General features: G+C 68.4%; 18 protein-coding genes. 8 read left to right on the top strand and 10 right to left on the bottom strand.

The genetic code is table 11. The features are described from left to right. Positions 1–55 precede the first annotated feature (55 nt). The 6 genes from D8S75_RS16350 to surE form a co-directional block, all read right to left on the bottom strand. On the bottom strand, positions 56–1,543 hold the full coding sequence (locus tag D8S75_RS16350; protein WP_119967436.1) for a pseudouridine synthase: 1,488 nt from the start codon (positions 1,541–1,543) through the stop codon (positions 56–58). Next, positions 1,540–2,268, bottom strand: coding sequence for an SMC-Scp complex subunit ScpB (scpB, locus tag D8S75_RS16345; protein WP_232829082.1), 729 nt, complete (start codon positions 2,266–2,268; stop codon positions 1,540–1,542). The genes D8S75_RS16350 and scpB overlap by 4 nt, the downstream gene beginning before the upstream one ends. A 159-nt stretch (positions 2,269–2,427) precedes the next feature. Beyond that, complete coding sequence (locus D8S75_RS16340; RefSeq protein ID WP_232829085.1) at positions 2,428–3,447, bottom strand: RluA family pseudouridine synthase; 1,020 nt, start codon at positions 3,445–3,447, stop codon at positions 2,428–2,430. A gap of 17 nt (positions 3,448–3,464) precedes the next feature. Continuing rightward, positions 3,465–4,397, bottom strand: a complete 933-nt coding sequence (locus tag D8S75_RS16335; protein WP_119967434.1) for a peptidoglycan DD-metalloendopeptidase family protein — start codon at positions 4,395–4,397, stop codon at positions 3,465–3,467. A gap of 12 nt (positions 4,398–4,409) precedes the next feature. Further along, positions 4,410–5,189 carry a protein-L-isoaspartate(D-aspartate) O-methyltransferase gene (locus D8S75_RS16330; protein ID WP_119967433.1) on the bottom strand — a complete coding sequence of 260 codons (780 nt, stop codon included), beginning with the start codon at positions 5,187–5,189 and terminating at the stop codon, positions 4,410–4,412. Then, positions 5,189–5,977 carry a 5'/3'-nucleotidase SurE gene (surE, locus tag D8S75_RS16325; protein WP_119967432.1) on the bottom strand — a complete coding sequence of 263 codons (789 nt, stop codon included), beginning with the start codon at positions 5,975–5,977 and terminating at the stop codon, positions 5,189–5,191. The genes D8S75_RS16330 and surE overlap by 1 nt, the downstream gene beginning before the upstream one ends. 127 nt (positions 5,978–6,104) lie before the next feature. Between surE and D8S75_RS16320 the strand changes: the two genes are divergently transcribed. From D8S75_RS16320 to D8S75_RS16285, 7 genes are all read left to right on the top strand, one after another. Continuing rightward, positions 6,105–7,079: an NADPH:quinone oxidoreductase family protein gene (locus tag D8S75_RS16320; RefSeq protein ID WP_119967431.1), complete on the top strand. Its 975-nt coding sequence runs from the start codon at positions 6,105–6,107 to the stop codon at positions 7,077–7,079. Positions 7,080–7,326: 247 nt separating this feature from the next. Further along, the gene (locus D8S75_RS16315) at positions 7,327–9,312 is read left to right on the top strand and encodes a TonB-dependent receptor plug domain-containing protein (protein WP_232829081.1); all 1,986 of its coding nucleotides are present in this window, start codon (positions 7,327–7,329) and stop codon (positions 9,310–9,312) included. Between the two features lie 3 nt (positions 9,313–9,315). Next, positions 9,316–9,858 (top strand): YfiR family protein, encoded by a 543-nt coding sequence (locus tag D8S75_RS16310; RefSeq protein ID WP_119967429.1) that lies wholly within the window; start codon positions 9,316–9,318, stop codon positions 9,856–9,858. Beyond that, positions 9,855–11,750, top strand: coding sequence for a putative bifunctional diguanylate cyclase/phosphodiesterase (locus tag D8S75_RS16305; RefSeq protein ID WP_119967428.1), 1,896 nt, complete (start codon positions 9,855–9,857; stop codon positions 11,748–11,750). The genes D8S75_RS16310 and D8S75_RS16305 overlap by 4 nt, the downstream gene beginning before the upstream one ends. Positions 11,751–11,813: 63 nt before the next feature. Continuing rightward, positions 11,814–13,391 carry a GGDEF domain-containing protein gene (locus D8S75_RS16300; RefSeq protein WP_119967427.1) on the top strand — a complete coding sequence of 526 codons (1,578 nt, stop codon included), beginning with the start codon at positions 11,814–11,816 and terminating at the stop codon, positions 13,389–13,391. Positions 13,392–13,564: 173 nt separating this feature from the next. Continuing rightward, positions 13,565–15,124, top strand: coding sequence for an alkaline phosphatase D family protein (locus D8S75_RS16290; protein WP_119967426.1), 1,560 nt, complete (start codon positions 13,565–13,567; stop codon positions 15,122–15,124). Between the two features lie 162 nt (positions 15,125–15,286). Beyond that, positions 15,287–17,080, top strand: a complete 1,794-nt coding sequence (locus D8S75_RS16285; protein WP_119967425.1) for a gamma-glutamyltransferase family protein — start codon at positions 15,287–15,289, stop codon at positions 17,078–17,080. Positions 17,081–17,150: 70 nt separating this feature from the next. Here D8S75_RS16285 and D8S75_RS16280 read toward each other — a convergent pair whose 3' ends face one another. From D8S75_RS16280 to D8S75_RS16265, 4 genes are read right to left on the bottom strand one after another with little or no spacing between them, the layout of a single operon-like run. Continuing rightward, positions 17,151–18,947: a Na/Pi cotransporter family protein gene (locus D8S75_RS16280; RefSeq protein WP_232829080.1), complete on the bottom strand. Its 1,797-nt coding sequence runs from the start codon at positions 18,945–18,947 to the stop codon at positions 17,151–17,153. Between the two features lie 24 nt (positions 18,948–18,971). Then, complete coding sequence (locus tag D8S75_RS16275) at positions 18,972–20,618, bottom strand: acyl-CoA synthetase (RefSeq protein ID WP_119967455.1); 1,647 nt, start codon at positions 20,616–20,618, stop codon at positions 18,972–18,974. 35 nt (positions 20,619–20,653) lie between these two features. After that, positions 20,654–22,357, bottom strand: a complete 1,704-nt coding sequence (locus D8S75_RS16270; RefSeq protein ID WP_119967423.1) for a diguanylate cyclase domain-containing protein — start codon at positions 22,355–22,357, stop codon at positions 20,654–20,656. Beyond that, positions 22,358–23,452 carry an ABC transporter substrate-binding protein gene (locus tag D8S75_RS16265; protein WP_119967422.1) on the bottom strand — a complete coding sequence of 365 codons (1,095 nt, stop codon included), beginning with the start codon at positions 23,450–23,452 and terminating at the stop codon, positions 22,358–22,360. Positions 23,453–23,511: 59 nt separating this feature from the next. Here D8S75_RS16265 and dnaG point away from each other — a divergent pair, with 59 nt between their 5' ends. After that, positions 23,512–25,431 (top strand): DNA primase, encoded by a 1,920-nt coding sequence (gene dnaG, locus D8S75_RS16260; protein ID WP_119967421.1) that lies wholly within the window; start codon positions 23,512–23,514, stop codon positions 25,429–25,431. The last annotated feature ends 61 nt before the right edge of the window (positions 25,432–25,492 follow it).

Here is a 25,492-nt window from a genome sequence, read left to right as displayed (position 1 = left end):
TTTGTCTTCTAGACAAAGCTTTTCATTCTACCTTGGCCGCTTCAACCCCGGAAGCTCAGCGGCCACCCCGGCCGCCGCCACGGCCGCCGGGACCACCTCGACCATCGCGCCGCTGTGCCTGGCGCTGTCGCGACAGGCTGTCCGAGCCGATATAGCCCACAGAGGTCTTCAGCGGATCGGGCTGACCGCCGCCCCCTCCGGCCTGGCGCGGGCCATTGCCCTTGCCCCCGGGCTTGCCGGCACGCGCCGGGGAGAAAACGCCCCGATTGGGCGCCTGCCCCCGGCCGCCGGACCTGTCGGGCGCGCCCTGGCGGCCGTCACCCCGCATACCCTGGCCGTCGCGGCGCTGCATCGCCCCCTCCTGCCGGGGCAGGCGCTCAGCACCGGCCGCCTTCATGAGCGCGGTGATGTCTGACTCGTCCAACTCCATCCATGCCCCCCGCTTGAGCCCACGGGGCAGCACCATGGCACCGTAGCGGATGCGAATGAGTCGGCTGACCGCATGCCCCACCGCCTCCATCATGCGGCGCACCTCACGGTTACGCCCTTCGGAGATGGTGACACGGTACCAGCAGTTAGACCCCTCGCCGCCCCCCTCCTCGATGGAGCCGAAGGCGGCCATGCCATCGTCGAGCTGCACGCCTTCGAGCAAGCGCGCCTTTTCCTCGCCGCTGAGCGCACCCAGCACGCGCACCGCGTATTCACGCTCCAGCCCGAAACGCGGATGCATGAGCTTGTTGGCCAGCTCCCCAGAGCTGGTGAACAAGAGCAGCCCTTCGGTATTCAGATCCAGGCGCCCCACCGACTGCCACTTACCTTGCTGCAGGCGCGGCAACTTGCGGAACACGGTTGGACGGTTCTGGGGATCGTCGTGCGTCACCACCTCGCCCACGGGCTTGTGGTAGGCGATCACGCGCGGCGGGGGCGGATCGATGCGGTAGCGGATGGGCTTGCCATTGACCTTGACCTGGTCGCCGTACTGGATGCGCTGTCCGATATGCGCCGGTTCGTTGTTGACGGAAATCCGGCCTTCCAGGATGAGCTGCTCCATTTCCAGGCGCGAGCCCAACCCTGCCTGAGCCAACACCTTGTGGAGCTTGGGAGTCTCCACCTGGGGCAACAGCACCCGCTTGAGAGGCGCGACCTCCTCGCTGGCCTCATCGGCATCGAACTGGCCGGAAACGACATCCGCGAATTGGTAGCCTGACACGGCGGCCTTGCCCCCCTGACCCCGCCCCGATCCTGCACGTTTGCGGTCGTCGGGTGCATGCGGACGTTCACGGCGGGGGCCTTCGGCAGCATTGCTGCCCGGATCGACTGTCACGGGTTGCGCACCAGCCTCCAGCGACTCCACCCGGGCCACAGGTGCGAACGCAGGCGTTTCGGCCTCCTGGCCCTCCCCCGTCATGCGGTCAGGCGAGATCAGCGGCTGCTCAGCCTTCTTGCGCCGCGGCTTCCTGGATTTGGCGGAAGCAGCTCCTTCTGCCTCGGTGGGTGGAAAAGACTGCGCGGTCGCATCGTCGGATGGAAAGGTCTCGTTCATGAGGAAGTCCCCGGGATGCTGTCGGCAGCATCTGCATGGTTGATGGTGATGGCGGGCGCATTCCCGGACGCGGTATCGGCATCCAGGGCACCTTCGCCCGGTTCGGTCGACGCCAGTTCCGGCGTGGTGGCGGTATCGAGCGCCAGCAGATCGGGTTGCTCGATGGTATCGGCCATCGGCATTTCGAGGGTCTGCAAGAGCCGCTCCTGCACCGCAGGCTCGTCCAGCATGGGCAACTGGTCCAGCGACTGCAGGCCCAGGTCGTCCAGGAATTGCCGCGTCGTCGCCAGCAGGGCCGGCCGCCCCACGGTCTCGCGATGGCCGATGACCTCGACCCAGCCCCTGTCTTCGAGCTGCTTGATGATCAGGCTGTTGACGGTAACGCCACGGATGTCTTCGATGTCCCCGCGCGTGACAGGCTGACGGTAGGCGATGATGGCCAGCGTCTCCAGCGTGGCGCGGGAATAGCGCGGCGGTTTTTCCGGATGCAGGCGATCCAGGAACACGCGCATCTCGGGGCGGCTCTGGAAGCGCCAGCCCGACGCCACCTGCACCAGCTCCACGCCGCGCAGGGCCCATTCCTGCTGCAGATCCTGCAACAGTGACTTGAGCGTGTCCGATCCGAGCGCGTCATCGAAAAGCACGCGCATTTCTCGCACGGTCAGCGGCTGCGGCGCGCAGATCAAGGCGGTTTCAAGGACCCGTTTGGCGTCCACCGTGTTCATGGTTCAGCGGTTCCGGGAAAGGGGTGCGCCACGCGAGCCGTGAGACACCGGATCTACAGAAGAAATCGTTCAATGGGGGCTGTGTGGATGCGGCAGCAGAACCACACCATCGCCTGGCGGGAGTCCGCGGGCAGACGAGCAAGGCCAAAACAAGGGCCGTCAAGGCCCATTGTAGCCCAGCCCCCAGACTGCGAGGGCATGGCGCATGTCCTGCGGCAGCGGCGCCAGAAATTCAAGCGCCGCTCCGGTGATCGGGTGCGCGAATGCCAGCCGGAAAGCATGCAGAGCCTGGCGCTGCAAGCCTGCGGCCGGCGCACCGCCATAGAGCGCATCCGCCACCAGGGGGTGGCCGACGGAGGCCATGTGCACGCGGATCTGGTGGGTGCGCCCGGTGTGCAGCGTACAGCGCACCCAGCATCCCTGGTCGCTGCGGCCCAGCAGATCCACATCGGTGCGCGCCGTCTTGCCTGCATGCACGGCCAGGTCGACGACCGCCATGCGCAGACGGTTGCGGGGATCACGACCGATAGGCTTGTCTATGGAAAGGCTCTCGCGCCCCTGCCAGGGGTGGTGGGCCAGCGCGAGATACTGGCGGCGCACCTCCCGCTGCGCGATCATCCTCACCAGCGCATCCATGGTGGCACGCGTGCGCGCCACCACCATGAGGCCGCTGGTGTCCTTGTCGAGCCGGTGGACAATGCCGGCGCGCGGCATCTGGGCGCACAGCGGATCGTGGGCCATCAGCCCATTGAGCAGCGTGCCACTCCAGTTGCCCGGCGCCGGGTGGACCACCAGTCCGGCGGGCTTATGAACCACCAGCAGGTGGGCATCCTCGTAAACAATGTCGAGGTCCATGGCCTCGGGCCGGAAGGCCTGGCTCTCCAGCGTGGGGCGCATCTCCAGCACCACGCGGTCGCCCGCCTTGATGCGATGCGCGGCCTTGGAAAATGGTCGGCCATTGAGACTGACCGCGCCATGCGCCAGCAATTGCTGGAGGTAACTGCGGGAAAACTCAGGAACAGTCGCGGCCAGGGCGCGGTCCAGGCGCTCTCCGTGCTGCGCCACCCCCAGGTCGATCGTGCGGAATTCCGGTTCGGCCAACGACGCGGGCGCGTCTTCCGCCAGCTCCTCGCTCAGATCCTCGGCCTCGGAGCCTTCCATCGCCCCTCCGGGCAGCATGGCAGCCACTGCGGGCCTCAACGGGCGGGCAGGTAACGCGCCGGGTCGACCGGCTTGCCCTGGCGGCGGATCTCGAAATGCAGCTTCACGCGGTCGGTATCGGTGCTGCCCATCTCGGCGATCTTCTGACCCTTGCGCACCGACTGGTCCTCCTTCACCAGCAGCGCCTGGTTGTGGGCATAGGCCGTGAGGAAGGTGTTGTTGTGCTTGAGGATGATCAGGTTTCCGTACCCGCGCAGACCCGCGCCGGCATAGACCACCCGGCCGTCCGCTGCGGCCAGCACGGGGTCGCCAGCCTTGCCGCCGATGTCATAGCCTTTGTTGCGGGCTTCGTCGAAACCGGCCAGCAGCGCGCCCGGCGCCGGCCAGATAAAGCCGACCTCATCCTCCCCGGCCGGCGCCGCAGGCGCGGGAGCCACCGCCACGGGGGCGGGCGCAGGCGCGGACGCCGCAGGCGCCGCGGGCGCCACCGGAGCCGGCGCCGCGCCGTTCGACGCGCCAGACTTGGGCGCCGAGGCCACGGGCGCAGGCGCCACCGTCGAAGCCGTCACGGGGCGCGTCACGACCCCGGTGGACTCCGCGCCGGAAGACGCCAGCATCGCGGACGGCGCCACCACTCGCAGCACCTGGCCGACTTCGATCAGGTTGGGGTTGTCCAGGTTGTTCCAGCGCGCCAGGTCTTTCCAGCTTTGGCCGCTGTCCAGGCCGATGCGGATCAGGGTGTCCCCGGGCTTGACGGTGTAGTAACCCGGCTTGCCCGCGTTTTCCGCGCCAGGCAGAGGCCTGGCGGCGGCAGGCGCGGCGACCACCTCGCCGGGCTGCACCGGCACCGTGACAGCGGTTCCACGGTCTTCCACGGGGGCCCTGGTCATGCGGGTGCCGCAACCAGCCAGCACCAGGCTCGCCAGCGCAACAGAAACCCAGAGACCACGACCACACGATACGAACATAAGCAATTCCCTTCAGGCAACGCCCGATTTTAGGGGGACAAAATGCACGGGTTCGAGTACGGTTTGTTTCAATGCGTGCGCCGTCTTGTCCACCACCAGCAGCATCTGCTGCCCATCGGCTCCGGCGATGGGCGCCACCAGCCGCCCCCCCACCGCCAGTTGCTCGCACCACTGCGGCGGCACGCCGGCACCTCCTGCAGCCGCAACGATGCCCGCGTAGGGCGCACCCTTGGCAAAGCCGGCCATCCCATCACCGAACAGCAGATGCACATTGGCCAGCCGCAGCGGACGCAGATTGGTGCGCGCCTTGTCGTGCAGCCCGCGCAGCCGCTCGATGCTATAGACCTCGCGGGCCAGACAGCTCAGGACCGCTGCCTGGTAGCCGCAGCCCGTGCCGATCTCCAGCACCCGCCCCAGCCCCCCCGCCGTGCGCACGATGTCGGCGCCCAGCAGCAACTCGGCCATGCGTGCCACGACGCTGGGCTTGGAAATGGTCTGCCCGAGCCCGATGGGCAGGCTGGTGTCTTCATAGGCCTGGTTGACCAGGCCCGTATCCACGAAGCGGTGCCGCTCCACGGCCCCCATGGCCCGCAGCACCTGCGGCGCGGCGATGCCGGAGGCCGCGAGCCGCTGCACCATGCGCGCGCGCACGGCCGCCGAATCCAGCCCCAGCCCGGCAGGTACCGGCACCGGAGTCGGGGCACTGGATCGCGGCGCACTGACGGCCTGCGGCCGGTGCCCTGCCGCAGGCAAGGGAATCCGCGCGGGAAAACCGGGACGGCGCTGCTGCATCAACCCTCCCCCATGGCCGCCGCAGGGGCGGCGGATGCCAGGCGCGCCGCCGTCTGGGCCCAATACCCCAGGTTCTCATGGTCGGTGAGGTCGACCTTGAGCGGCGTCACCGAGACATGGCCCGCCGCCGTGGCATGGAAATCCGTTCCCTCGGCATCGTCCTTGGCGGCGCCGGCGCCGCCGATCCAGTACATGGTCTCGCCGCGCGGGCTTTGCTGGGTGATCACGCGCTCGGCCGCATGGCGCCGGCCCAGGCGGCACAGCTTCAAAGGGCGCAGCGCCTGCAGCGGCAGGTTGGGAATGTTCACGTTGAGAAGCCAGGGTGCCTGCCCCACCAGGCCCTGCACCGCCATCTGGCGGACGATGTCAGCCGCCTTCTGCGCGGCCGCCTCGATCTCGCCCCAGCCTTTGTCCACCTGGGAGAACGCGATCGACGGGATGCCGAACAGATAGCCCTCCATGGCGGCCCCCACGGTGCCCGAGTAGATCGTGTCGTCGCCCATGTTGGCGCCGTTGTTGATGCCCGAGACCACCAGGTCCGGCCGGTAGCCGAGCAACCCGGTCAGCGCGATGTGCACGCAGTCGGCCGGCGTGCCATTGATATAGCGGAAACCGTTGTGCGCCTGGTGCACGTACAGCGGCGAATGCAGCGTCAGGGCGTTAGACTTGGCGCTATTGTTGTGCTCGGGCGCCACCACCTCCACCTCGGCCACCGTGGACAGTGCCGCGTGCAGCGCCACGATGCCGGGCGCCTGGTAGCCATCGTCGTTGGAAATAAGGATTTTCATGGTACGGGCAGTGTGCAACGGATTGTAGGCGGCCCCCTGCCATCCCCAGGCCGCGTCGCTCGTGGGACATCGCGACCGGCCACCCCCGTCCTATCATTCCGCCTCCCAACGACCGGAGACACATCCCATGCACGCATGGCTATGCACCAACCCCACGGGCGTCGAAGCCCTGACCTGGACCGAACTGCCCACTCCCGCCCCCAAGGCCGGTGAGGTGCTGGTGGAGATCAAGGCCGCCAGCCTGAATTTCCCCGACCTGCTGATCGTGCAGAACAAATACCAGATGAAGCCCCCACTGCCCTTCGTGCCCGGCTCGGAATACGCGGGCGTGGTGCAGGCCGTGGGCGAGGGCGTGACCCACCTGCAACCTGGCCAGAACGTGGCCTGCCTGTCGGGCACCGGCGGCTTCGGCACCCACACCATCGCCCCGGCCGCGCTGTGCATGCCCCTGCCGCCCGGCTTCCCGCACGTGGACGCGGCCGCCTTCATCATGATCTACGCCACCTCGCACCACGCGCTGGTGGACCGCGCCCAGCTCAAGGCCGGCGAGACCGTGCTGGTGCTCGGCGCGGCCGGTGGCGTGGGCACGGCGGCCATCCAGATCGCCAAGGCCATGGGCGCCACGGTGATCGCCGCCGCCTCCACCGATGAAAAATGCGCCCTGTGCACCTCGCTGGGTGCCGACGCCACCATCAACTACAGCAACGAAGACCTGCGCGAGGCTCTCAAGCGCCTGACCGGCGGCAAGGGCCCGGACGTCATCTACGACCCGGTGGGCGGCGACTTCGCCGAGCCGGCCTTCCGCTCCATCGCCTGGCGCGGCCGCTACCTCGTGGTGGGTTTCGCCTCCGGTCCCATCCCCGCGCTGCCGCTGAACCTGCCGCTGCTCAAGGGCGCCTCCATCGTGGGCGTGTTCTGGGGCGAATTCTCCAAGCGCGAACCCAAGGCCAACGCGGCCATGATGATGGAACTGGCCCAGTGGTACGCGCAGGGCAAGATCAAGCCGGTGATCGACCGCACCATGCCCATGGCCGAGCTGCCCGCGGCCTACGCCCGCATGGGCTCACGCAGCGTCCAGGGCAAGCTGGTCATGGTCAACTGACCTCGTGCCCCCCTCCCCTGCCCGGCACAGGAGGGGTGGGCATCCCCCCATCCCTCGACAGAGCAGGATGGCTATGATGCCGCAATCGTTGCAATTTCTTACATGCAGCCCATGCCCCTTGGCATGAACGGTCGGCACACAGGGTTGCACCGGTGCACCATGCCCCGATTGCGCGCCATCCCAAATGCATCCCACGCTCCGAAATCCAGCCAGGCCTACCCTCTCTTGCCCCCGTGGCTCCCTGCGCTTGGTATTGCTTGCCGTTGCGCTGCTCGCCGGTAATGCCAGCCATGCAGCAGCGCATGGTGACGACATCGCCGGCCTGCCGCTTGAGACACTCATGCAGATGGAAGTGCGCACGGCGAGCCGCTATGCCCAGACACTGCTGGAAGCACCGGCCGCCATGAGCGTGGTCACTGCCGACGACATCCGCACCTTCGGCTACCGCACGCTGGCAGACATCTTGAACGGAATGCGCGGGCTCTACACCAGCTACGACCGCAGCTACCACTATCTGGGCATGCGAGGCTTCGCCACACCGGGAGACTACAACACCCGGGTGCTCCTGCTCGTGGACGGGGTGCGCTACAACGACAACGTCTATGACCAGGCCGCCATTGGCACCGACTTCATCATCGATACCGATCTGATTGAGCGCGTGGAATTCCTGCCCGGCCCCGGTTCTGCCATCTACGGCGCGAATGCCTTTTTCGGCGTGGTCAATGTCATCACCAAGGACCTCACCCAACTCGCTGGCGCTAGCGCCAGCATGGAAATCGGCAGCAAGGGCCACGGCCGACTGCAGGGCAATTGGAGCACGGTAGATGCAAGGGATACCAGGTGGCTGGTGTCGGTGGCACGATCCAGCGAACGCGGCAAAGACCTCTACTTTCCCCTGTATGACACTCCCGACGACAACCACGGTGTAGCGAGCGGACTGGACTACGACCGCAGCACCCGGGTGTTCGCGCGCATGCGGCATGAAGGACTATCACTTTCCCTTGCTCACGGTGAACGCATCAAGGGCATCCCGACGGCCGCTTTTTCCCAGCGTTTCAACGATCCCCGATCGTTCACCCTGGACGAGAACACTCGCATGGCCGCCGAATACACCGCAAAGCTGGCGCCCGGCATCGACCTGACGACCCGGCTGCATGCTGGTCGGTACCGCTATGCGGGCGATTACGTTTATGACTACCCACCCATCACGGTGAACCACGATTCGGCTCAAGGGCAGTGGTGGGGCGCCGAACTGCAATGGGTCAGCACCACCCTAGCCCTGCACAAGCTGGCATGGGGACTGGACTACCGCCGCGACACTCACATCGCACAATTCAATGCCGACCAAGCCCCCACCGCCACCTACCTTGATACGCGCCGCAAAGGCCAGGTACTGGCCGCCTACCTCCAGGACGAATGGGCCCTGCGCCCCGACCTGGCCCTGCACACCGGCCTACGCTACGACCACCAAGCTGGCCAGGGCGGAAGCATCCATCCCCGGCTGGGACTGGTGCACTGGGCCAGTCCCTCGACCACGGTCAAGCTGCTGCATGGCACCGCCTACCGTCCGCCCAATGCCTACGAACAGGACTATCGCCTGGACCAGCCCGGTGGCGTGGTCGACTCCGGCGTACCTTTGCGCCCGGAGCGCGTGCGCACGACCGAACTGGCCATTGAGCATGTGCCCACCATCGCTACCCGCATGCTGCTGACAGCCTTCCACTCCGAAGTGCACAACCTGATCGCGTTGGACGAAATCCCCGCACTGTCACGGCTGACGTTTAGCAATATCTCCATGGCGCGCGTGCATGGCATGGAAGCCGAAATCGAGCACCGGTGGGGCCACGGCCTGCGAATCAAGGCGGCCTACGGCTGGCAAAGGGCACGCAACACGCTGACCGGCGAGCCTCTGGTCAATGCCCCGCGCCACCTGGTCAAGCTGCAGTGGTCCGGTCCCTTCGGGAATTTTCAGGGTGCCCCCTGGATGAACGGCCGCCTGGGCCTTGAAATCACCGGCATGGCTCCCCGCCTGAGCCCGGGCGCTCCCGTCACCGGCCATCTGCTGGCACACCTAACATACACCGCCAAGCTGGCAGGCAGCACGGAGTTGTCGGTCGGCATCCGCAATCTGTTCAACCGGCACCATGCCGACCCGGTATCGTTCGAAATCCGCGGCAACGCTCTCCAGCAGGATGGACGAAGCCTGCGCGTGAAACTCACGCATGCGTTCTGAGCCATGCCTTCCATGCTGCTCCGGGTGTCCTGGTATTTACTTCTGCTGCTAGCCTGCGCCCCGGCATGGCACCGCCAAGCATGGGCGCAACAATCGGTGTCGGAGCATGACATGAAGGCGGCCTACATCCTCAATTTCATCCAGTTCGTCGAATGGCCAACTGACAGCCCAGGTGGAGCGAAGGATTGGAGCCTGTGCGTTTCTGCTTTCAGTCCCTTGGTGCGCCCGCTCCATGCCCTGCACGGCAAGGAGGCCCCCAATGGCCAGCAGGTGCGCGTGCGCTTATTCGACCCCGGCAATGCCCAGGAATGCCGCATGCTGGTGCTGCAGGGCACCGACCTGGAGCGCCCCACCCAACAGCTACTGCATGGCCGACGCGGCGTGCTGACACTCTCGGATGATCCAACCGCACTGCGGGCCGGCGTCATGATCGGACTGGTGGAACAAGGCGGGCGCATCGTTTTCGACGTGGACAACACCGCTGCCAACCGTGCAGGACTGACGATCAGCTCCCGTCTGCTGCGGCTCGCAAGGACGGTACGATGAAACGGCCATCCAGCCCAGACAACATCCCCGCGAATCTCACCTCCCGGCTCGTACTGACCGGCATGACTGCCACGGGCCTGGCTCTGCTGCTGGTAGTGGTGCTACTGACAGCCTTCGAGTACTGGGGTATCCGCCACGCAACACTGCAGGACAGCCGCGTGGAGGCCGCCATCGTGGCCGACAACGTATCGGCAACCTTGGTCTTCGACGACGCCCGCGCCGCCCGCGAGATGCTGCAGGCGCTGCAAGCATCCCCCATGGTGCTGGTGGCCGGTGTCTACCGCGCCGACGGTTCCCTGTTCGCCGATTTCTTGCGTGACGGTCAACCCCCACTACCCACCAGCCTGCCGTCACTGGCCATGGCTGGCGCAGCCGACCAGGCCAGCCTTCACGAATTGCAGCTGATCCACCCCATCGGACCACAACAGAAACCTGGCGGATGGATCTATCTGCGCAAATCCATGCAGGAGGTCTACAAGCGCCTAGCCGTCCACTTCTTCAGCGCACTGCTGATCGCACTGGGCGCCATGGGACTGGCCTCCCTGCTGGTGCTGCGCAGCCGTGCAGCAGTGCGCGATGCCGAAACCCGGCTGGATGTACTCGCACACACCGATCCTGTCACCAGCGTTGGCAACCGCCACGCCTTCAACGAACGGCTGACCACCGAAATAGCGCATGCCCAACAGACAGGCGGCAGCGTGGCCCTGGTGCTACTCGACCTCGACAACTTCAAAACCATGAACGACACGCATGGCCACGCCGCAGGCGATGCGCTGCTGCTGCAGGTGGCACAGCGCCTGCAGACCGTGGTGCGTGCCAGTGACGTGATATGCCGCATGGGCGGCGATGAATTTGCCCTCATCCTGTCGGAAGACTTCGACGAGGCATTTCTCGAACGCTACGGCCAGCGAATCATCGGCACCTTCCAGGCGCCCTTCGCGGATTCAGGCCAAGCGCTACAGGTCACAGGCAGCGCCGGCATCGCCACCTTCCCTCTCGACGCCCAGGACATGGACAGCCTGGTACGCCATGCCGACACCGCCATGTACCGTGCCAAGGATCTGGGCAAGAACCGCTGCCAACGCTTCGACCCGGCGATGAACGAAGCATTGCTGCGCCGGCTGGCGGTCGAAAAGGAGCTGCGCCTGGCGCTGCAGGACAGCAAGGGCCTGTCCTTGCACTATCAACCCGTGTTCTCAGCCCACGACCGCACCATGGTCGGTGCCGAAGCGCTGCTGCGCTGGACAAGCCCCGTTTTGGGCGTCGTACCGCCGCTGGAAGCCGTCGCGGTGGCCGAGGACAACGGACTGATCGTGGAACTAGGCTATTGGGTGCTGCGAACCGCCTGTGCCGACGCGGCACGCTGGCAATCCACGGCGCCCCTGCGCATATCCGTGAACGTATCGGCCCGCCAGTTACACGACGCCCAATTCCTGGAGTCCGTCATGGATATCCTGCGCGCAACCGGGCTCGCACCGCGCCTGCTGGAGATTGAACTGACAGAGACTGTGCTGATGGACAACATGGACGCAGGCGCAAACATCCTGCACAGGCTCAGCCAGCTTGGCGTGCAGTTGGCCATTGACGACTTCGGCACGGGCTATTCCTCCATGGCCTACCTGCGCCAACTGCCCATGAAACGCCTCAAAATCGATCGCAGCTTCGTGCGCGATCTGCCCCATCACGAGCACAGCCGTACTATCGTCACCGCCATCGTCAGCATGGCCCACGGCCTGGGGTTGGACGTGACGGCCGAGGGCGTGGAAACGCTGGAACAGGCCGACTACCTCGCAAGCCAAGGCTGCGACGTGCTCCAGGGCTACGCCTTCGCCCGACCCATGCCCGTCGCACAGTTCGAACAGGGACGCTCCATGCCAGCCCTGCCGGGATGACCCTGTTCAAGCCCCGCCGCCTCTGTCACACTCACGGTTTACTCCCCGACCTGCTGCCTTTTCATGGCCGAAAGATCCCCCTCGGAAATCGCGCGCGAAACCCTCCGGCAGTTGGCCCTGCGCCGTCTGCCCCCCACGCCTGACAACTACCAGGCGCTGTACGACGAAATCTCCGGCAACATCACACCACCCCCCTTTCCCGAAGGACCGCTGCGGCAGATCCTACGGGTGATCCCTGGACAGACTCCCGCACAGAAACGCCTGCTCGACCAGTTCGAACATGCCGTGGCGCAGAACGACTGGCCGGCCCTGCAAAGTGTGCTGGTAGGCTACGCCAAGCTCGGCGCGGGCACCTCCGTGGCCAGTCTCGACACCGACCATGCCCCGGCGGCCGCCCCGTCCGCCTCGGCGGCGCCCGCGGCCGCCCCCCCGGCCGCCACATCCACCGTCGTCGCGCCCGATCTGGCCGAGCAGATGGCACGGCTGGTGGAACACGCCCTGCACGGCCTGAGCAGCGACGACGCCCGCGTGCATCTGCTCGGTGAACAGCTGGTGCAGTTCCTGCGCCAGCCCGCGCCCCCGTCGAGCACGCTGCAGCTCATGCTGGCCAATTTCAGCTTCCGCCTCTCGTTCGCCGCCGAGGACCAGGCCGCCATCCGCGCCACGCTGCTCGAACTGCTGCACATGGTATTCACCAACATCGCGGCCCTGAGCATCGACGACCGCTGGCTGCATGGCCAGGCCGAGGCCCTCATCGCCGCCACCGCCCAGCCGCTCACGCTGCGCCGGCTCGACGACGTGCAGCGCCGCCTCAAGGACGTGATCTTCAAGCAGACCGAGGCCAAGGGCCGCATGGTCGAGGCCCAGGAGCAGATGAAGGAAATGCTCGCCACCTTCATCGAGCGCCTCTCGGCCATGACCCAGGCCAGCAGCGGCTACCAGGACAAGATGGAGCACTACGCCGAGCAGATCGCGCAGGCCACCTCGCTCCAGGAGATCACCCCGGTGCTCAAGGAAGTTGTCGGCGCCACGCGCAGCATGGCGCTGGACAGCCGCGTGGTGCGCGACGAACTCACCGACCTGCGCGAGCGCACCGAGCGCAAGCAGACCGAGATGGCGCGCCTGCAACAGGAACTCGACCGCGTGAGCGCCCAGGCACGGCACGACCCGTTGACCGGTTCGCTCAACCGCAAGGGGCTGGACGAGGTGATCGAGCGCGAGATCGCCCGCGCCCGGCGCACCGAGACGCCCCTGTGCGTCTCGCTGCTCGACGTGGACAATTTCAAGCAGATCAACGACCGGCTGGGCCACGACACCGGCGACGCCGCCCTGGTGCACCTGGCCAACGTGGTGCGCGAGGTCATGCGCCCGCAGGACATGCTGGCGCGCTACGGCGGCGAGGAATTCGTCGTGGTGCTGCCCGACACCGCCCTGCCCCAGGGCGTGGAGGCCATGCAGCGCCTGCAGCGCGAGCTGACCACGCGCTTCTTCCTGCGCAACAACGAGAAGGTCCTCATCACCTTCAGCGCTGGCGTGGCCCAGATCACCAGCACGGAAACCAGCACCGAGGCCATCCGCCGCGCCGACCAGGGCATGTACCTGGCCAAGCGCTCGGGCAAGAACCGGGTCATGGCGGCGTAGCAAGAACACCCCCCTGTGTCGCTGCGCTCCTTCCCCCCTCTCTCGCTCCGCTGCGCTTCGCGGGAGGGGGGACGACGCCAGCGCGGCGGGGCGGCCCTTGCGCGGCGTCTGCTGGCCTGGGCCGCGCCGATTTCAAGCGCCGCACGCAGCGCCATCGGTCATTGAATCCCTCCATGCCTGCGCACACTCTCCTTGGCCTGGACCGGCGCGCTTTCCTGCGCCATGCGGCTTCCGTGGCCGGCGCGGCCGCCCTGCCCCGCTGGGCCTGGGCCGAAGGCACGCTGCGGCACGACCCGTTCGGCCTGGGCGTGGCCAGTGGCGACCCGACGAGCGACGGCATGGTGCTGTGGACGCGGCTGCTGCCCGCCGAGCCCGGCGCGGCGTCCGGTCCGCTCACCGTGCGCTGGGAACTGGCCGAGGACGAGGGCTTCCGGCGCATCGTGCAGCACGGCACGGCCACGGCCTTGCCCGAGCTGGCGCACAGCGTGCATGTCGAGCTGGCCGGCCTGGCGCCCGGCCGCTGGTACCACTACCGCTTCCTGCACGGCGACGCCGCGAGCCCCACGGGCCGCACGCGCACCGCGCCCGCCGCCGACCAGATGCCCGCGCGCCTGCGCCTGGCCTTTGCCTCGTGCCAGAACTGGGAGCACGGCCACTACGCCGCGTGGCACCACCTGGCGCAGGACGCCCCCGACCTCGTGCTGTTCCTGGGCGACTACATCTACGAATACACCTCGCCGGCCCACGCCAGCGGCCTGGCCCGCGTGCAAACCTTGCGCCACGCCACCACGCTGGCCGACTTCCGCGACCGCTACGCGCTCTACAAGAGCGACCCGCTACTGCAGGCCGCCCACGCCGCCTGCCCCTGGGCCGTGGTCTGGGACGACCACGAGGTGCAGAACGACTACGCCGGCGCCACCGGGCGGGGTGATCCCGGCGCCTTCCTGGCGCTGCGCAGCGCCGCATGGCAGGCGTTCTACGAACACATGCCACTGCGCGCCCACACCCTCGGCGCCCACGGCCTGGCCCTGCACCGCCGCCTGGCCTGGGGCCGCCTGGCGCACATCCACCTGCTCGACATGCGCCAGCACCGCGATGCGCAGGCCTGCCGCCGCCCCACCGCGCGCAGCGCCGGCGCGGTGCGGCCCGAGGACTGCGCCGCGCTCGCCGACCCGGCCCGCACGCCGCTCGGCACGGCCCAGGAGCGCTGGCTCGACGCCGGCCTGGCGCAGGACGCCCGCCAGCAGACGCGCTGGAGCGTGCTGGCGCAGACCACGCTGTTCTCGCCACGCTTCTATCCGTCGGGCCTGCGCGCCACCGACACCTGGGACGGCTACCCCGCCGCGCGCCAGCGCCTGCTGCAGTCCATCGCCGGGCACGCGCCGCGCAACACCGTGGTGCTGGGCGGCGACATCCACCAGAACTACGTCTGCCGCGTGCCCCTTGATGCCGAACGGCCCGACGCGCCCGCGCTGGCCAGCGAGTTCTGCGGCACGTCCATCAGTTCGCGCTCGGGCACCACGCAGGACAAGGTAGACGCCGTCGCCCGCCACAACCCCCACGTGCTGCTGGCGCGCTGCGAGGAGCGCGGCTACGGCCTGGCCGACATCACCCCCGCGCGCTGGACCACCACCCTGCGCGCCGTGCAGGACCCGCTGCGCGCCGACAGCGGCGCCCGTTCCCTGGCGCGCTTCGAGGTGGCGGACGGCCACCCCGGGCCCGAACCCGCATGATTCAGACGCTATTATTTTTATAGCTATTAGCGCTTACCCAGAAAGCCCCAGGGGCCAAAAACACTTCAAGCATCGCGCAGCCTCCATGGCGGGGCCGCGCTGGCCCGCACGCCGCGCGCCGCTTCGCATTACCATGGCCCCTCCCCTTTCCTGGAGACCGCCATGCACCACCGTCCCCTGGCCCTGCTGGCCCTGGCCGCCGCGCTCGCCGGCTGCGCCAGCGCCCCGTCCTTCCACTACACCGCGCCCAGCCAGCCCGAGGCCGCCTCGGGCTACACCGAGAAGCCGGGCTGGACCACCAGCAAGTTCGCCGTGGCCGCCGCCAACCCACTGGCCACCGACGCGGGCTACCAGGTGCTCAAGGCCGGCGGCTCGGCCGTGGATGCGGCCATCGCGGTGCAGATGGTGCTGACGCTGGTCGAGCCCCAGTCCAGCGGCATTGGCGGCGGCGCTTTCCTGCTGCATGCCAGCGGCGGCAAGGTGGAGGCCTATGACGGGCGCGAGACCGCGCCGGCTGCCGCCGACGAAAAGCTCTTCCTCGATGCCAGCGGCAAGCCTCTGGCCTTCCACGACGGCGTGGTGGGCGGCCGCTCGGTCGGCGTGCCCGGCACCGTGCGCATGCTGGAGATGGCGCACCACCAGCACGGCAAGCTGCCCTGGGCGGCGCTGTTCCAGCCCGCCATCCAGTTGGCCGAAGGCGGCTTCAAGGTCAGCCCGCGCCTGTACACGCTGGTCAAGGGCGACGCCCACCTGAAAAAGGACCCGGTCGCCGCCGCCTACTTCTACAAGCCCGACGGCGACGCGCGCGACGTGGGCTTCAACCTGCGCAACCCCGAACTGGCCGCCGTGCTGCGCAAGATTGCGGCCGAGGGCAGCAAGGCCCTGCACGAGGGCGAGATCGCCCAGGCCATCGTGGACAAGGTGCAGAAGCACCCCACCAACCCCGGCAAGCTCAGCATGGCCGACCTGGCCGGTTACCAGCCGAAGAAGCGTGAGGCCCTGTGCATGGACTACCGCGCCCGCGCGCAGGACTACCGCCTGTGCGGCTTCCCGCCGCCGAGCTCGGGCGCCATCGCCGTGGGGCAGATCCTGGGCATCCTGAACCACACCAACGCCGCCAACCTGCCGCTGCAGGACGGCCTGCCCACGGCGGACTGGTTGCACCTCTACACCGAGGCATCCCGCCTGGCTTTCGCCGACCGCGCGCTCTACGTGGCCGACCCCGATTTCGTGCAGCCCCCGGGTGGCAGCTGGATGAGCCTGCTCGACCCGGCCTACCTCGCCAGCCGCGCCCGGCTCATTGGCGCGCAGAGCATGAAGGTGGCCCAGCCCGGCAAGCCCGGCGGCACGCAAACCAGCCTGGCCCCCATGCCCGACCAGCCCGAGTACGGCACCAGCCACATCAGCATCGTCGACGGCCATGGCAACGCCCTGGCCATGACCACCACCATCGAGGACGCTTTTGGCGCGCGCCAGATGGTCAAGGGCTTTTTGCTGAACAACGAACTGACCGACTTCAGCTTCGCCCCCGCCGACGCGCAAGGCGCTTCAATAGCCAACCGCGTGCAGCCGGGCAAGCGCCCGCGCTCGTCCATGGCGCCCACGCTGGTGCTCGACAAGGCCACGGGCCAGGTGCTGCTGAGCGGCGGCAGCCCCGGCGGCGCGCTCATCATCCACTACACGGCCAAGACACTGTACGGCGCGCTGCAGTGGGGCCTGTCGCCCCAGCAGGCGATCAACCTGCCCAATTTCGGCTCGCTCAACGGCCCCTCGCTGCTGGAGGAAAAACGCTTCCCGCCGGCCACGGTGGAGCAGCTGCGCACGCGCGGCGCCGAGGTGCGCGAGATGAACATGACCAGCGGCCTGCAGGCCCTGCAGCGCAGCCAGGCCCAGGGCCGGCCGGCGTGGCTGGGCGGCGCCGACCCACGCCGCGAGGGCGTAGTCATGGGTGATTGAGGGTAAAAATCGCCTCTGGCGCCCTATCCATGGGCGCCATTAGCTCCTAAATAAGTAGCAAAACAGCAACTTACTCGACCGAGTCCATGTCCGGCGGGCCACCATCGGCCAGCGCGGAAAGCTCCGGCAAGGCCGCCAGCCGCTGGATGGCCTTGTAACCCTGCTCCACGGCGCGGCGCAGGTCGCTGAGCCGCGACAGCCAGCCATAGACGGCGTTCACATCCACCCCGCCCCCCGCGCCGGCATGCAGCAGCGCGGCCTTCGCGGTCTGGTAGGCCTCCTCGAACGCCGCGCGCTCCTCGCCCAACAGCCACTCCCCGCCCGGCCCCAGGCGTGGGCCTTCCGGGTCGGCGGCGGTGAAAAAGGCCTCGGCCGCCGTGAAGACCGGCACCACGCAGGCCACGATGTCGGCCCCGGGCGGCGGCGCCTCGGCGGGAAGGCGCTCCGGCATCCCGGGCAGGATCAGCAGGGACAGCCCGGGTGGCTCTTCCGCGCGCGGCGTGTGGTTGCCCTGCACGCCCACATGGTGCATCACGCGGGCCAGGGTGTCGAAATGCGTGGCGATGCGCAGCAGTTCGGGCAGTTGGGCGGCCACCTCCTTGTGCATGGCCCGCCGGCTGGTTTCGCTCACGAACTTGCCGATCTGCAACTGCAACTGCTCGATGGACTGGAGCTGGCGCCCCAGGCGCGCATCGGCCTGGGGCACCGGCGCGGCCCAGGGCAGCGCCACCGGGTTGAGGCGCGTGGCCTCGCGGGCCAGTTGCATGGCCAGATGGCCCAGGCGCGCCAGTTCGTGCCGCAGGGCTTGCAGGGCCAGCACCGGCACGGCCGCGACGTTGCGGTCCAGGTAGCGCGGGCGCGCCGCGTCCTCGTCGGATGATCCGAAGCGCGCGAGCAGAAAGCGCACCAGCGGTCCGGACAGCGGCCACATCAGCAGCACGCCCAGCAGGTTGAACAGGGTGTGGAACAGCACCAACTGCGTCACGGCATCGCCGCTGCCCGTGAGCCAGACCCCCATGGCATGGATCAGCCGCAGCAAGGGCGAAAGCACCACCACGGCCACCACGGCCGTCACCACGTTGAACAGCACATGCGCCGCCGCCAGCCGGCGGGCATTGGACGTGGCGCCGATGGCCGCCAGGATGCCGGTGAGCGTGGTGCCGACGTTGGCCCCGATCACCACGCCCGCCCCGACCTCGACAGGCATCATGCCCCCGGCCACGGCCGTCAGCACCAGCGCCAGCGTGGCCGACGAGGCTTGCAGCAGGATCGTCAGGCCAATGCCCAGCAGGCCCGCCAGGAGCACGCCCGGCAGGGTTCCGTCGAGCTGGGGCAAAGCCTGGGGGCCCAGCCCTCCAAAGCCATCCTTGAGCATGTCGATGCCGAGAAAGAGCACGCCAAACCCCGCCAGCGCCATCCCCAGCCCCGCTCGGCGCGTGCCCTCGCCCGTGAGCTTGAGCGCCATGCCCAGGCCGATGAATGGCAGGGCGAAGGCGTCGATCTTCATCTTGAACCCTATCCACGCCACCAGCCAGCCCGTGACCGAGGAGCCGACGTTGGAGCCGAACACCACCCACAGCGCCGAGGTGAAGCTCAGCAGCCCGGCGTTGACGAAGCCGATGGCTGCCACGGTCATGGCCGTGGACGACTGCACCAGCGCCGTCAGCAGCACGCCGGTGGCCAGCCCGTGCAGGCGGGTGCGCGTCCAGGCCGCCAGAATGCGCTCCAGCGCCCGGCCGGCGGCCAGCTTGAGGCCGTCGGTCAGCATGGTCATGCCGAGCAGGAACAGGCCGATGCCGCCCAGCAGCGACACGGCCAGCATCCAGTAGGACGGCGCGGGGGTCACGGTGCCATCAGGTGCGATCACACACGGCGGAGCCTGGCACGGCGATCACACGTCGATCGCGCCGGCCGAACCCGCCTGCTTGCGCAGCTCGAACTTCTGGATCTTGCCCGTGCTGGTCTTGGGCAGCTCGCCGAACACCACGGCGCGCGGCACCTTGAAGCCGGCCAGGTGCTTCTTGCAGTGCGCCACGATGTCCTCGGGCGTGGTGGCGGCGCCGGCCTTGAGCTCGATGAAGGCGCAGGGCGTCTCGCCCCACTTCGGATCGGGCTTGGCCACCACGGCGGCGGCCAGCACGTCGGGGTGGCGGTAAAGCACGTCCTCCACCTCGATGGACGAGATGTTCTCGCCGCCCGAGATGATGATGTCCTTGCTGCGGTCCTTGATCTTGATGTAGCCGTCGGGGTACTGCACGGCCAGGTCGCCGCTGTGGAACCAGCCGCCGGCAAAGGCCTCCTCGGTCGCCTTGGGGTTCTTCAGGTAGCCCTTCATGGCGATGTTGCCCTTGAACATGATCTCGCCCATGGTCTCGCCGTCCTGCGGCACGGGCAGCATGGTTTCGGGGTCGAGCACGCGCACGTCGCGCTCCAGGTGGTAGCGCACGCCCTGGCGGGCGTTCAGGCGCGCGCGCTCGCCGATGTCGAGCGCGTTCCAGGCCTCGTGCTTGGCGCACACGGTGGCCGGGCCGTAGACCTCGGTCAGACCGTAGACGTGCGTGAGATCGAAGCCCATCTTTTCCATGCCTTCGATCATCGAGGCCGGCGGCGCCGCGCCCGCCACCATGGCCTTGACGCCTGCGGGCACACCCACCTTCATGGCATCGGGCGCATTCACCAGCAAACCGTGCACGATGGGCGCGCCGCAGTAGTGCGTGACGCCATGGTGGCGGATGGCATCGAAGATGGCCTGGGCCTCGACGCGGCGCAGGCACACGTTGACGCCCGCGCGCGCCGCCACCGTCCAGGGGAAGCACCAGCCGTTGCAGTGGAACATGGGCAGCGTCCACAGGTAGACGGCGTGCTTGGGCATGTCCCACTCCAGCACGTTGCTGATGGCGTTGCTGGCCGCGCCCCGGTGGTGGTAGACCACGCCCTTGGGGTTGCCCGTGGTGCCGCTGGTGTAGTTCAGCGCGATGGCATCCCATTCGTCCTCGGGCAGTTCCCAGGCGAACGCCGGATCGCCAGCGGCGACGAAAGCCTCATACGTGGTGCTGCCAACCTTCTGCAGCGCGGGTCCGTAGACCTCGTCTTCGACATCGATCAGCAGCAGCGGCGCCGTGGACTGGCGCAGCGCCAGGGCCTTGGCCAGGGTGGGCGCGAATTCGGGGTCCACGATCACGGCCTTGGCCTCGCCATGGTCGAGCATGAAGGCGATGGCCTCCGGGTCCAGGCGGGTGTTGAGTGCATTGAGCACGGCGCCCGCCATGGGCACGCCGAAATGCGCCTCCACCATGGGCGGGGTGTTGGGCAGCATCACGGCCACGGTGTCGTTCTTGCCGATGCCGGCCCGCCGCAGGCTGCTGGCGAGCTGGCGGCAGCGCGCGTAGGTCTGGGCCCAGGTCTGGCGCAGGCCGCCGTGCACGATGGCCAGGCGGTCGGGGTAGACCTCGGCGGTGCGCTCGATGAAGCCCAGCGGCGACAGGGGCGCGAAGTTGGCGGCGTTGCGGGGCAGGTTCTGGTCGAAGATGGAGGTCATGGGCATCGGTGCGGTGGGGTTGTGTAGGGTGCGCGTTACTCCAGGCCCTCGCGGCGCCGGAGCTTGGCGTGGTACATGGCGGCGTCGGCGCTGGAAAGCAGCGTGTGCGCGTCCTGGGCATCACGGGGGAAAAGGCTCAGCCCCACGCTGGCGCGCACGGCATAGGGCTTGCCATGGATGTCCAGTGGCGGCTCGAAAGCCTGTTGCAGCTTGGTGGCGATCTGCCGGGCGGCTTCTTCCGAATCGACGTTCTCGCACAGCACGGTGAATTCGTCGCCCGCCAGCCGGGCCACGGTATCGGTCTGGCGCACGGCGCCCCCGATGGCCCGGGCCGCCGCCTGCAGCACGGCGTCGCCCATGGCATGGCCGAGGTTGTCGTTGATGGCCTTGAAATCGTCCAGATCGACGAACAGCAGGGCGCAGGGCCGGCCGGTGCGCCGCGACATCTCCAGCGCCTGCGCCAGGCGCTGCTCGAACATGCGGCGGTTGGGCAGGCCGGTCAAGGCATCGTGGTGCGCCAGGTGCGCCATGGCATCGCGGCTGGCGTTGAGTTCGGCCATCTGGCTGCCGATCTGCTGCTCCATGTCGTTGAAGCTGCGCGCCAGCTCGCCCAGCTCATCCTGCCGCTCGATGGGCAGCTGCCCATGGGCGCGCCCCTGCGAGAAGGCCTGCGTGGCCCGCACCATCGCGTTGAGCGGCCCCGTGACCACGCGCGACACCCAGGCCGCCAGCAGCACGCCCACCAGGCACAGCAGCAGCAGCATCTGCACGATATTGCCTCCCAGCTCCACCGCCTCGCCCTGCACCACGGACATGGGCTGGGACAGCCCCACCACAAGGAAGCGCCCATCGTCCTGGAAACCCAGGGGCATGCGCACGAAGGCGAAGGCCTGCGGGCTGCCGTCCACGCCGTCCTGCGCCATCACCAGATGCTGGCTGCGCCCCTGCACGATCTGGCCCACGGGGGCCAGGCTGTCCTGGGCCAGGATGCGCTGGCCCCGGTCGAAGCCATAGGTCTGGCCGCGGTCGGGGTGCATGAGGAAATCGCCCCAGCGGTTGGTCAGGAAAAAGCCATAGGGCGCCGGCAGGCCGGAGCTGAAATGGGAGAAAAACTCCTCGGCCACCACCCGGATGACGAGCACCCCCACCACCTGCCCGTCATGCACCACGGTGGTGGCCATGCTGAACACCGGCTGCTCGGCGCCACTGCCGGGGTCCCCCTCGTGGTTGATACCGAATTCGGACACATAGGTGTTCCCGGGGCCCAGTTTCAAGGTTTCGTAGACGAACGGGAAATGGGCTTTTTCCTGCAGGGCGCCGCCCTGCACGCGCACCAGCCCCGAGCCCGAGCGCTCGACCCGGACCAGCTCCAGCCCATGGTCGTGCGCGCTGATCAGCCGGATCTGCTGGTACGAGGCGCGCGCGCTCAGCACGGCCTTGAAGACGCTGGCCAGCATGTCGCGGTCGCGGGCCTGCGCCTCGGGGTGGGCACCGCCCTGCGCCACGGCCTGCGAGCCCGCCGTCAGGTTGGCGAGCATGGCGACATCCCGCCCCACGGTGGCAAACCCGGTGCGCATGTGCTGGGAGAGGATCTGGGTGGTCGCCAGCAGCGAGCGCTGCGCGCGGTCGTTGAGCATGTCGCGCGCGAAGACGAAGGTGAAATAGCCCACCAGCAGCGCCGCGAACACACTGAAGCAGGCCAGCAAGACCCCCAGGCGAACGCCGATTCTCCAGCGCACTCAGAACCTCTCCGGCCGGTCGCCCGACACGATGCGCTGCCAGAGCTTGCCACGGCGGTCGGCATCCTCCACCGGCTCCAGCCAGACGATGGGCCCCTTGACCGCGCCGCCGGCCAGTCCTGCGGGCTCCTCCAGCGTGTTGGCCAGGCCCTGGCGGCGCGTGAGTTCGCGGCTCACCTGGGGATCGAGCATGTAGTTGATCCACTGCGTGGCCAGGTCCACCTGGACCGAGCGGCTGGAGATGGCCCAGCAATCCAGCCAGGCCAGCGCTCCTTCGCGCGGCACCACGTAGCCCACGTCCAGCCCGGCGTCCTGGAACTGCTTGAGCTGCTGCTGCCCGTAGTTGGCATGCATCACGGCCACGCGATGGCGGCGAAAGAGATCCAGCGATTCCTCGGGCAGGGTGTAGAACGACAGCAGGTTGCGGCGCAGCTCCACCAGGCTGCGCGCCACGGCGGGAAACTGCCCCTCGGCGATGCGGAAGGGTTGCAGCCCCAGGCGCATGGCGGCCAGCGCGAAGCCGTGGCTGCTGCCATCGAACGCCAGCACGCGGCCCTGCCAGCGGGTGTTCCACAGCACAGACAGGGACTCGGGCGGTTCGCTGAACTGCTGGCGGTCGTAGATCAGCCCCATTTCCGAATACGTGTAGGGCACGGCATACACCTGCCCCTGGTGGGCCAGGCCCGCGATGGCGTCGAGCTTGCGAAAACGCGGCAGTTGGCGCGCGGCGTTCGGGATGTCGGACATCTTCAGCGGCGCCAACTGCTGCTGCGCGACGAACTGGGCGATCTCCACCGTGTTGGCGGCCACCACATCGAAGCCCGGCCCCCGGGGGTCGGTCAGCTTGGCGCGCAGCACGTCGTCGGAGCCAACGGTGGTGATCTCCACGCGGACGGAGTGGCGCTTCTCGAAAACAGCGACCAGGTCGGGATCGGCATAGCCGGGCCAGGTCAGCACCCTCAGGACCGGGGTCGCGGCCTGCGCCATGGGCAGCAGGCCCAGCACCGCCAGCCCGAACAGCGCGCACAGGCGCCGCCACGCCCTCCCCCGAGGCGCGGCAGCATCCGGCTTCTCCCCCCTGATCGTCTCCACCATCCTGCCAACCCCGCAGCGCAACGATTACTGAAAAACAGTTTACGCGGACAATAGCACCCGTGACGATCCCCCAGTCTTTCATCCAGGAACTGCTCTCGCGCGTCGACGTGGTCGAAATCGTCGGACGCTATGTCCAGTTGAAGAAAGGGGGCGCCAACTTCATGGGGCTGTGCCCCTTCCACGGCGAGAAGTCGCCGTCCTTCAGCGTCAGCCCCTCCAAGCAGTTCTACCACTGCTTCGGCTGCGGCAAGAACGGCAATGCCATCGGTTTCCTGATGGAGCACGCGGGCATGGGCTTCGTCGAGGCGGTGCAGGACCTGGCCCAGCAAGTGGGCCTGCAGGTGCCGGAAGACGACGTTTCGCCCCAGGAGCGCGAACGCGCCGCCGCCCAGCGCCAGCGCCAGGCCACGCTCACCGACGTGCTGGAAAAGGCCGCCGGCGCCTACCGCATGCACCTGCGCCAGTCGCCACGCGCGGTGGAGTACTTCAAGGGCCGGGGCGTCTCGGGCGAGATCGCCAAGCGCTACGGCCTGGGTTATGCCCCCGAGGGCTGGCGCAGCCTGGCCAGCGTGTTCCCGCAGTACGACGACCCGCTGCTGGCCGAGAGCGGCCTGGTGATCGTGAACGAGGAAGACGGCAAGCGCTACGACCGCTTCCGCGACCGGGTCATGTTCCCGATCCGCAACGTCAAGGGCGAATGCATCGGCTTTGGCGGCCGCGTGCTGGGTGACGACAAGCCCAAGTACCTGAACTCGCCCGAAACCCCGGTGTTCCACAAGGGCCGCGAGCTGTACGGGCTGTTCGAGGCCCGCACGGCCATCCGCGAGCACGGCCATGTGCTCGTCACCGAGGGCTACATGGACGTGGTGGCGCTGGCCCAGCTCGGGTTTCCGAACGCCGTGGCCTCGCTGGGCACGGCCTGCACGGCCGACCACGTGGCCAAGCTGTTCCGCTTCACCGACACGGTCATCTTCAGCTTCGACGGCGACGCCGCCGGCCGGCGCGCCGCGCGCAAGGCGCTCGAAGGCGCCCTGCCCTATGCCAGCGACACGCGCAGCGTGAAGTTCCTGTTCCTGCCCACCGAGCACGACCCCGACAGCTTCGTGCGCGCCCACGGCAGCGACGCTTTTGCCCGCCACATCGCCGAGGCCATGCCGCTGAGCCGCTTCCTCGTCGAAATCGCCAGCGAACAATGCGACCTCGGCACCCCCGAGGGCCGCGCCCACATGGCCAGCAACGCCCGCCACCTGTGGGAGCCGCTGCCCGATGGCGCGCTCAAGCGCCAGCTCCTGGGCGAGTTGGCCGCCCTGGCCCAACTCGACCCGCGCGACCTGGCCGACATCTGGACCCAGGGCGCGGCCCGCGACGCCGCCCGCTCGCGCCATGCACCGGCGACGGCCGCTGGCGATGGCCCGCACGGGGGCGGCCCGCACGCCGGACAGGGCGGAACCGGCCCCGCCCGCGCGCCGCGCCACGCCGCCCACAGAGACGCGCCCCGCGCCCCGGCCTGGCCGGGGGCGCAGCGCAGCGCCCGATCGGCCCCCGCGGGCCGCGCCGACCACGCGGCGCGGCTGCTGCTGTCGCACATGGGCTTTCTCGACGAGCTGGCGCACGAAGACCACGACGTGCTGTGCGCCCAGGACGCGCCCCACGGCCCGCTGTTCGCCTGGATCGAGCACCAGTTCCACGAGCACGGCGCGCAGCCCTGGGCCGTGCTGCGCGAGAGCCTGCGCGGCCATGCCTGCGAGGCGCTGGCCGAGCGCGTGATGACGGGCTCGCATGCCCAGACCGAGGGTGACACCCAGGAGCTGCGCATGGAATTGCGCGGCTTGCTCAACCGCATGCTGGCCGAGCAGCTGCGCCAGCAGGAAACCCAGGCCCTGGCCGCCGCCAGCACCGATCCGGGCGCCCTGCAGCGCTACCGGGCGTTGCAGGCGCGCCGCGTCGCGCTGGAGAAACTGGCGCACCCGCGCTCTTGAATTGCGCATCGCCGGTATAATGTAGGGTTTATCGGCAAGAGCGACAGCAGCACCTCCGGGC

This window comes from Simplicispira lacusdiani (genome assembly GCF_003604195.1).
GTDB classification, from domain to species: domain Bacteria; phylum Pseudomonadota; class Gammaproteobacteria; order Burkholderiales; family Burkholderiaceae_C; genus Simplicispira; species Simplicispira lacusdiani.
Note: the sequence above shows the minus strand (reverse complement) of the source record. Positions and strands in the feature narration are given on the sequence as shown.

What these genes read in the sequence shown, in the direction of transcription:
- D8S75_RS16265 (WP_119967422.1), bottom strand. Translation starts at nt 23,452, where the DNA reads ATGGTGGAGACGATCAGGGGGGAGAAGCCGGATGCTGCCGCGCCTCGG.
- D8S75_RS16300 (WP_119967427.1), top strand. Translation starts at nt 11,814, where the DNA reads ATGGCCGAAAGATCCCCCTCGGAAATCGCGCGCGAAACCCTCCGGCAG.
- D8S75_RS16350 (WP_119967436.1), bottom strand. Translation starts at nt 1,543, where the DNA reads ATGAACGAGACCTTTCCATCCGACGATGCGACCGCGCAGTCTTTTCCA.
- surE (WP_119967432.1), bottom strand. Translation starts at nt 5,977, where the DNA reads ATGAAAATCCTTATTTCCAACGACGATGGCTACCAGGCGCCCGGCATC.
- D8S75_RS16330 (WP_119967433.1), bottom strand. Translation starts at nt 5,189, where the DNA reads ATGCAGCAGCGCCGTCCCGGTTTTCCCGCGCGGATTCCCTTGCCTGCG.
- D8S75_RS16320 (WP_119967431.1), top strand. Translation starts at nt 6,105, where the DNA reads ATGCACGCATGGCTATGCACCAACCCCACGGGCGTCGAAGCCCTGACC.
- D8S75_RS16310 (WP_119967429.1), top strand. Translation starts at nt 9,316, where the DNA reads ATGCCTTCCATGCTGCTCCGGGTGTCCTGGTATTTACTTCTGCTGCTA.
- D8S75_RS16285 (WP_119967425.1), top strand. Translation starts at nt 15,287, where the DNA reads ATGCACCACCGTCCCCTGGCCCTGCTGGCCCTGGCCGCCGCGCTCGCC.
- D8S75_RS16290 (WP_119967426.1), top strand. Translation starts at nt 13,565, where the DNA reads ATGCCTGCGCACACTCTCCTTGGCCTGGACCGGCGCGCTTTCCTGCGC.
- D8S75_RS16305 (WP_119967428.1), top strand. Translation starts at nt 9,855, where the DNA reads ATGAAACGGCCATCCAGCCCAGACAACATCCCCGCGAATCTCACCTCC.
- D8S75_RS16335 (WP_119967434.1), bottom strand. Translation starts at nt 4,397, where the DNA reads ATGTTCGTATCGTGTGGTCGTGGTCTCTGGGTTTCTGTTGCGCTGGCG.
- scpB (WP_232829082.1), bottom strand. Translation starts at nt 2,268, where the DNA reads ATGAACACGGTGGACGCCAAACGGGTCCTTGAAACCGCCTTGATCTGC.
- D8S75_RS16340 (WP_232829085.1), bottom strand. Translation starts at nt 3,447, where the DNA reads ATGCTGCCCGGAGGGGCGATGGAAGGCTCCGAGGCCGAGGATCTGAGC.
- D8S75_RS16275 (WP_119967455.1), bottom strand. Translation starts at nt 20,618, where the DNA reads ATGACCTCCATCTTCGACCAGAACCTGCCCCGCAACGCCGCCAACTTC.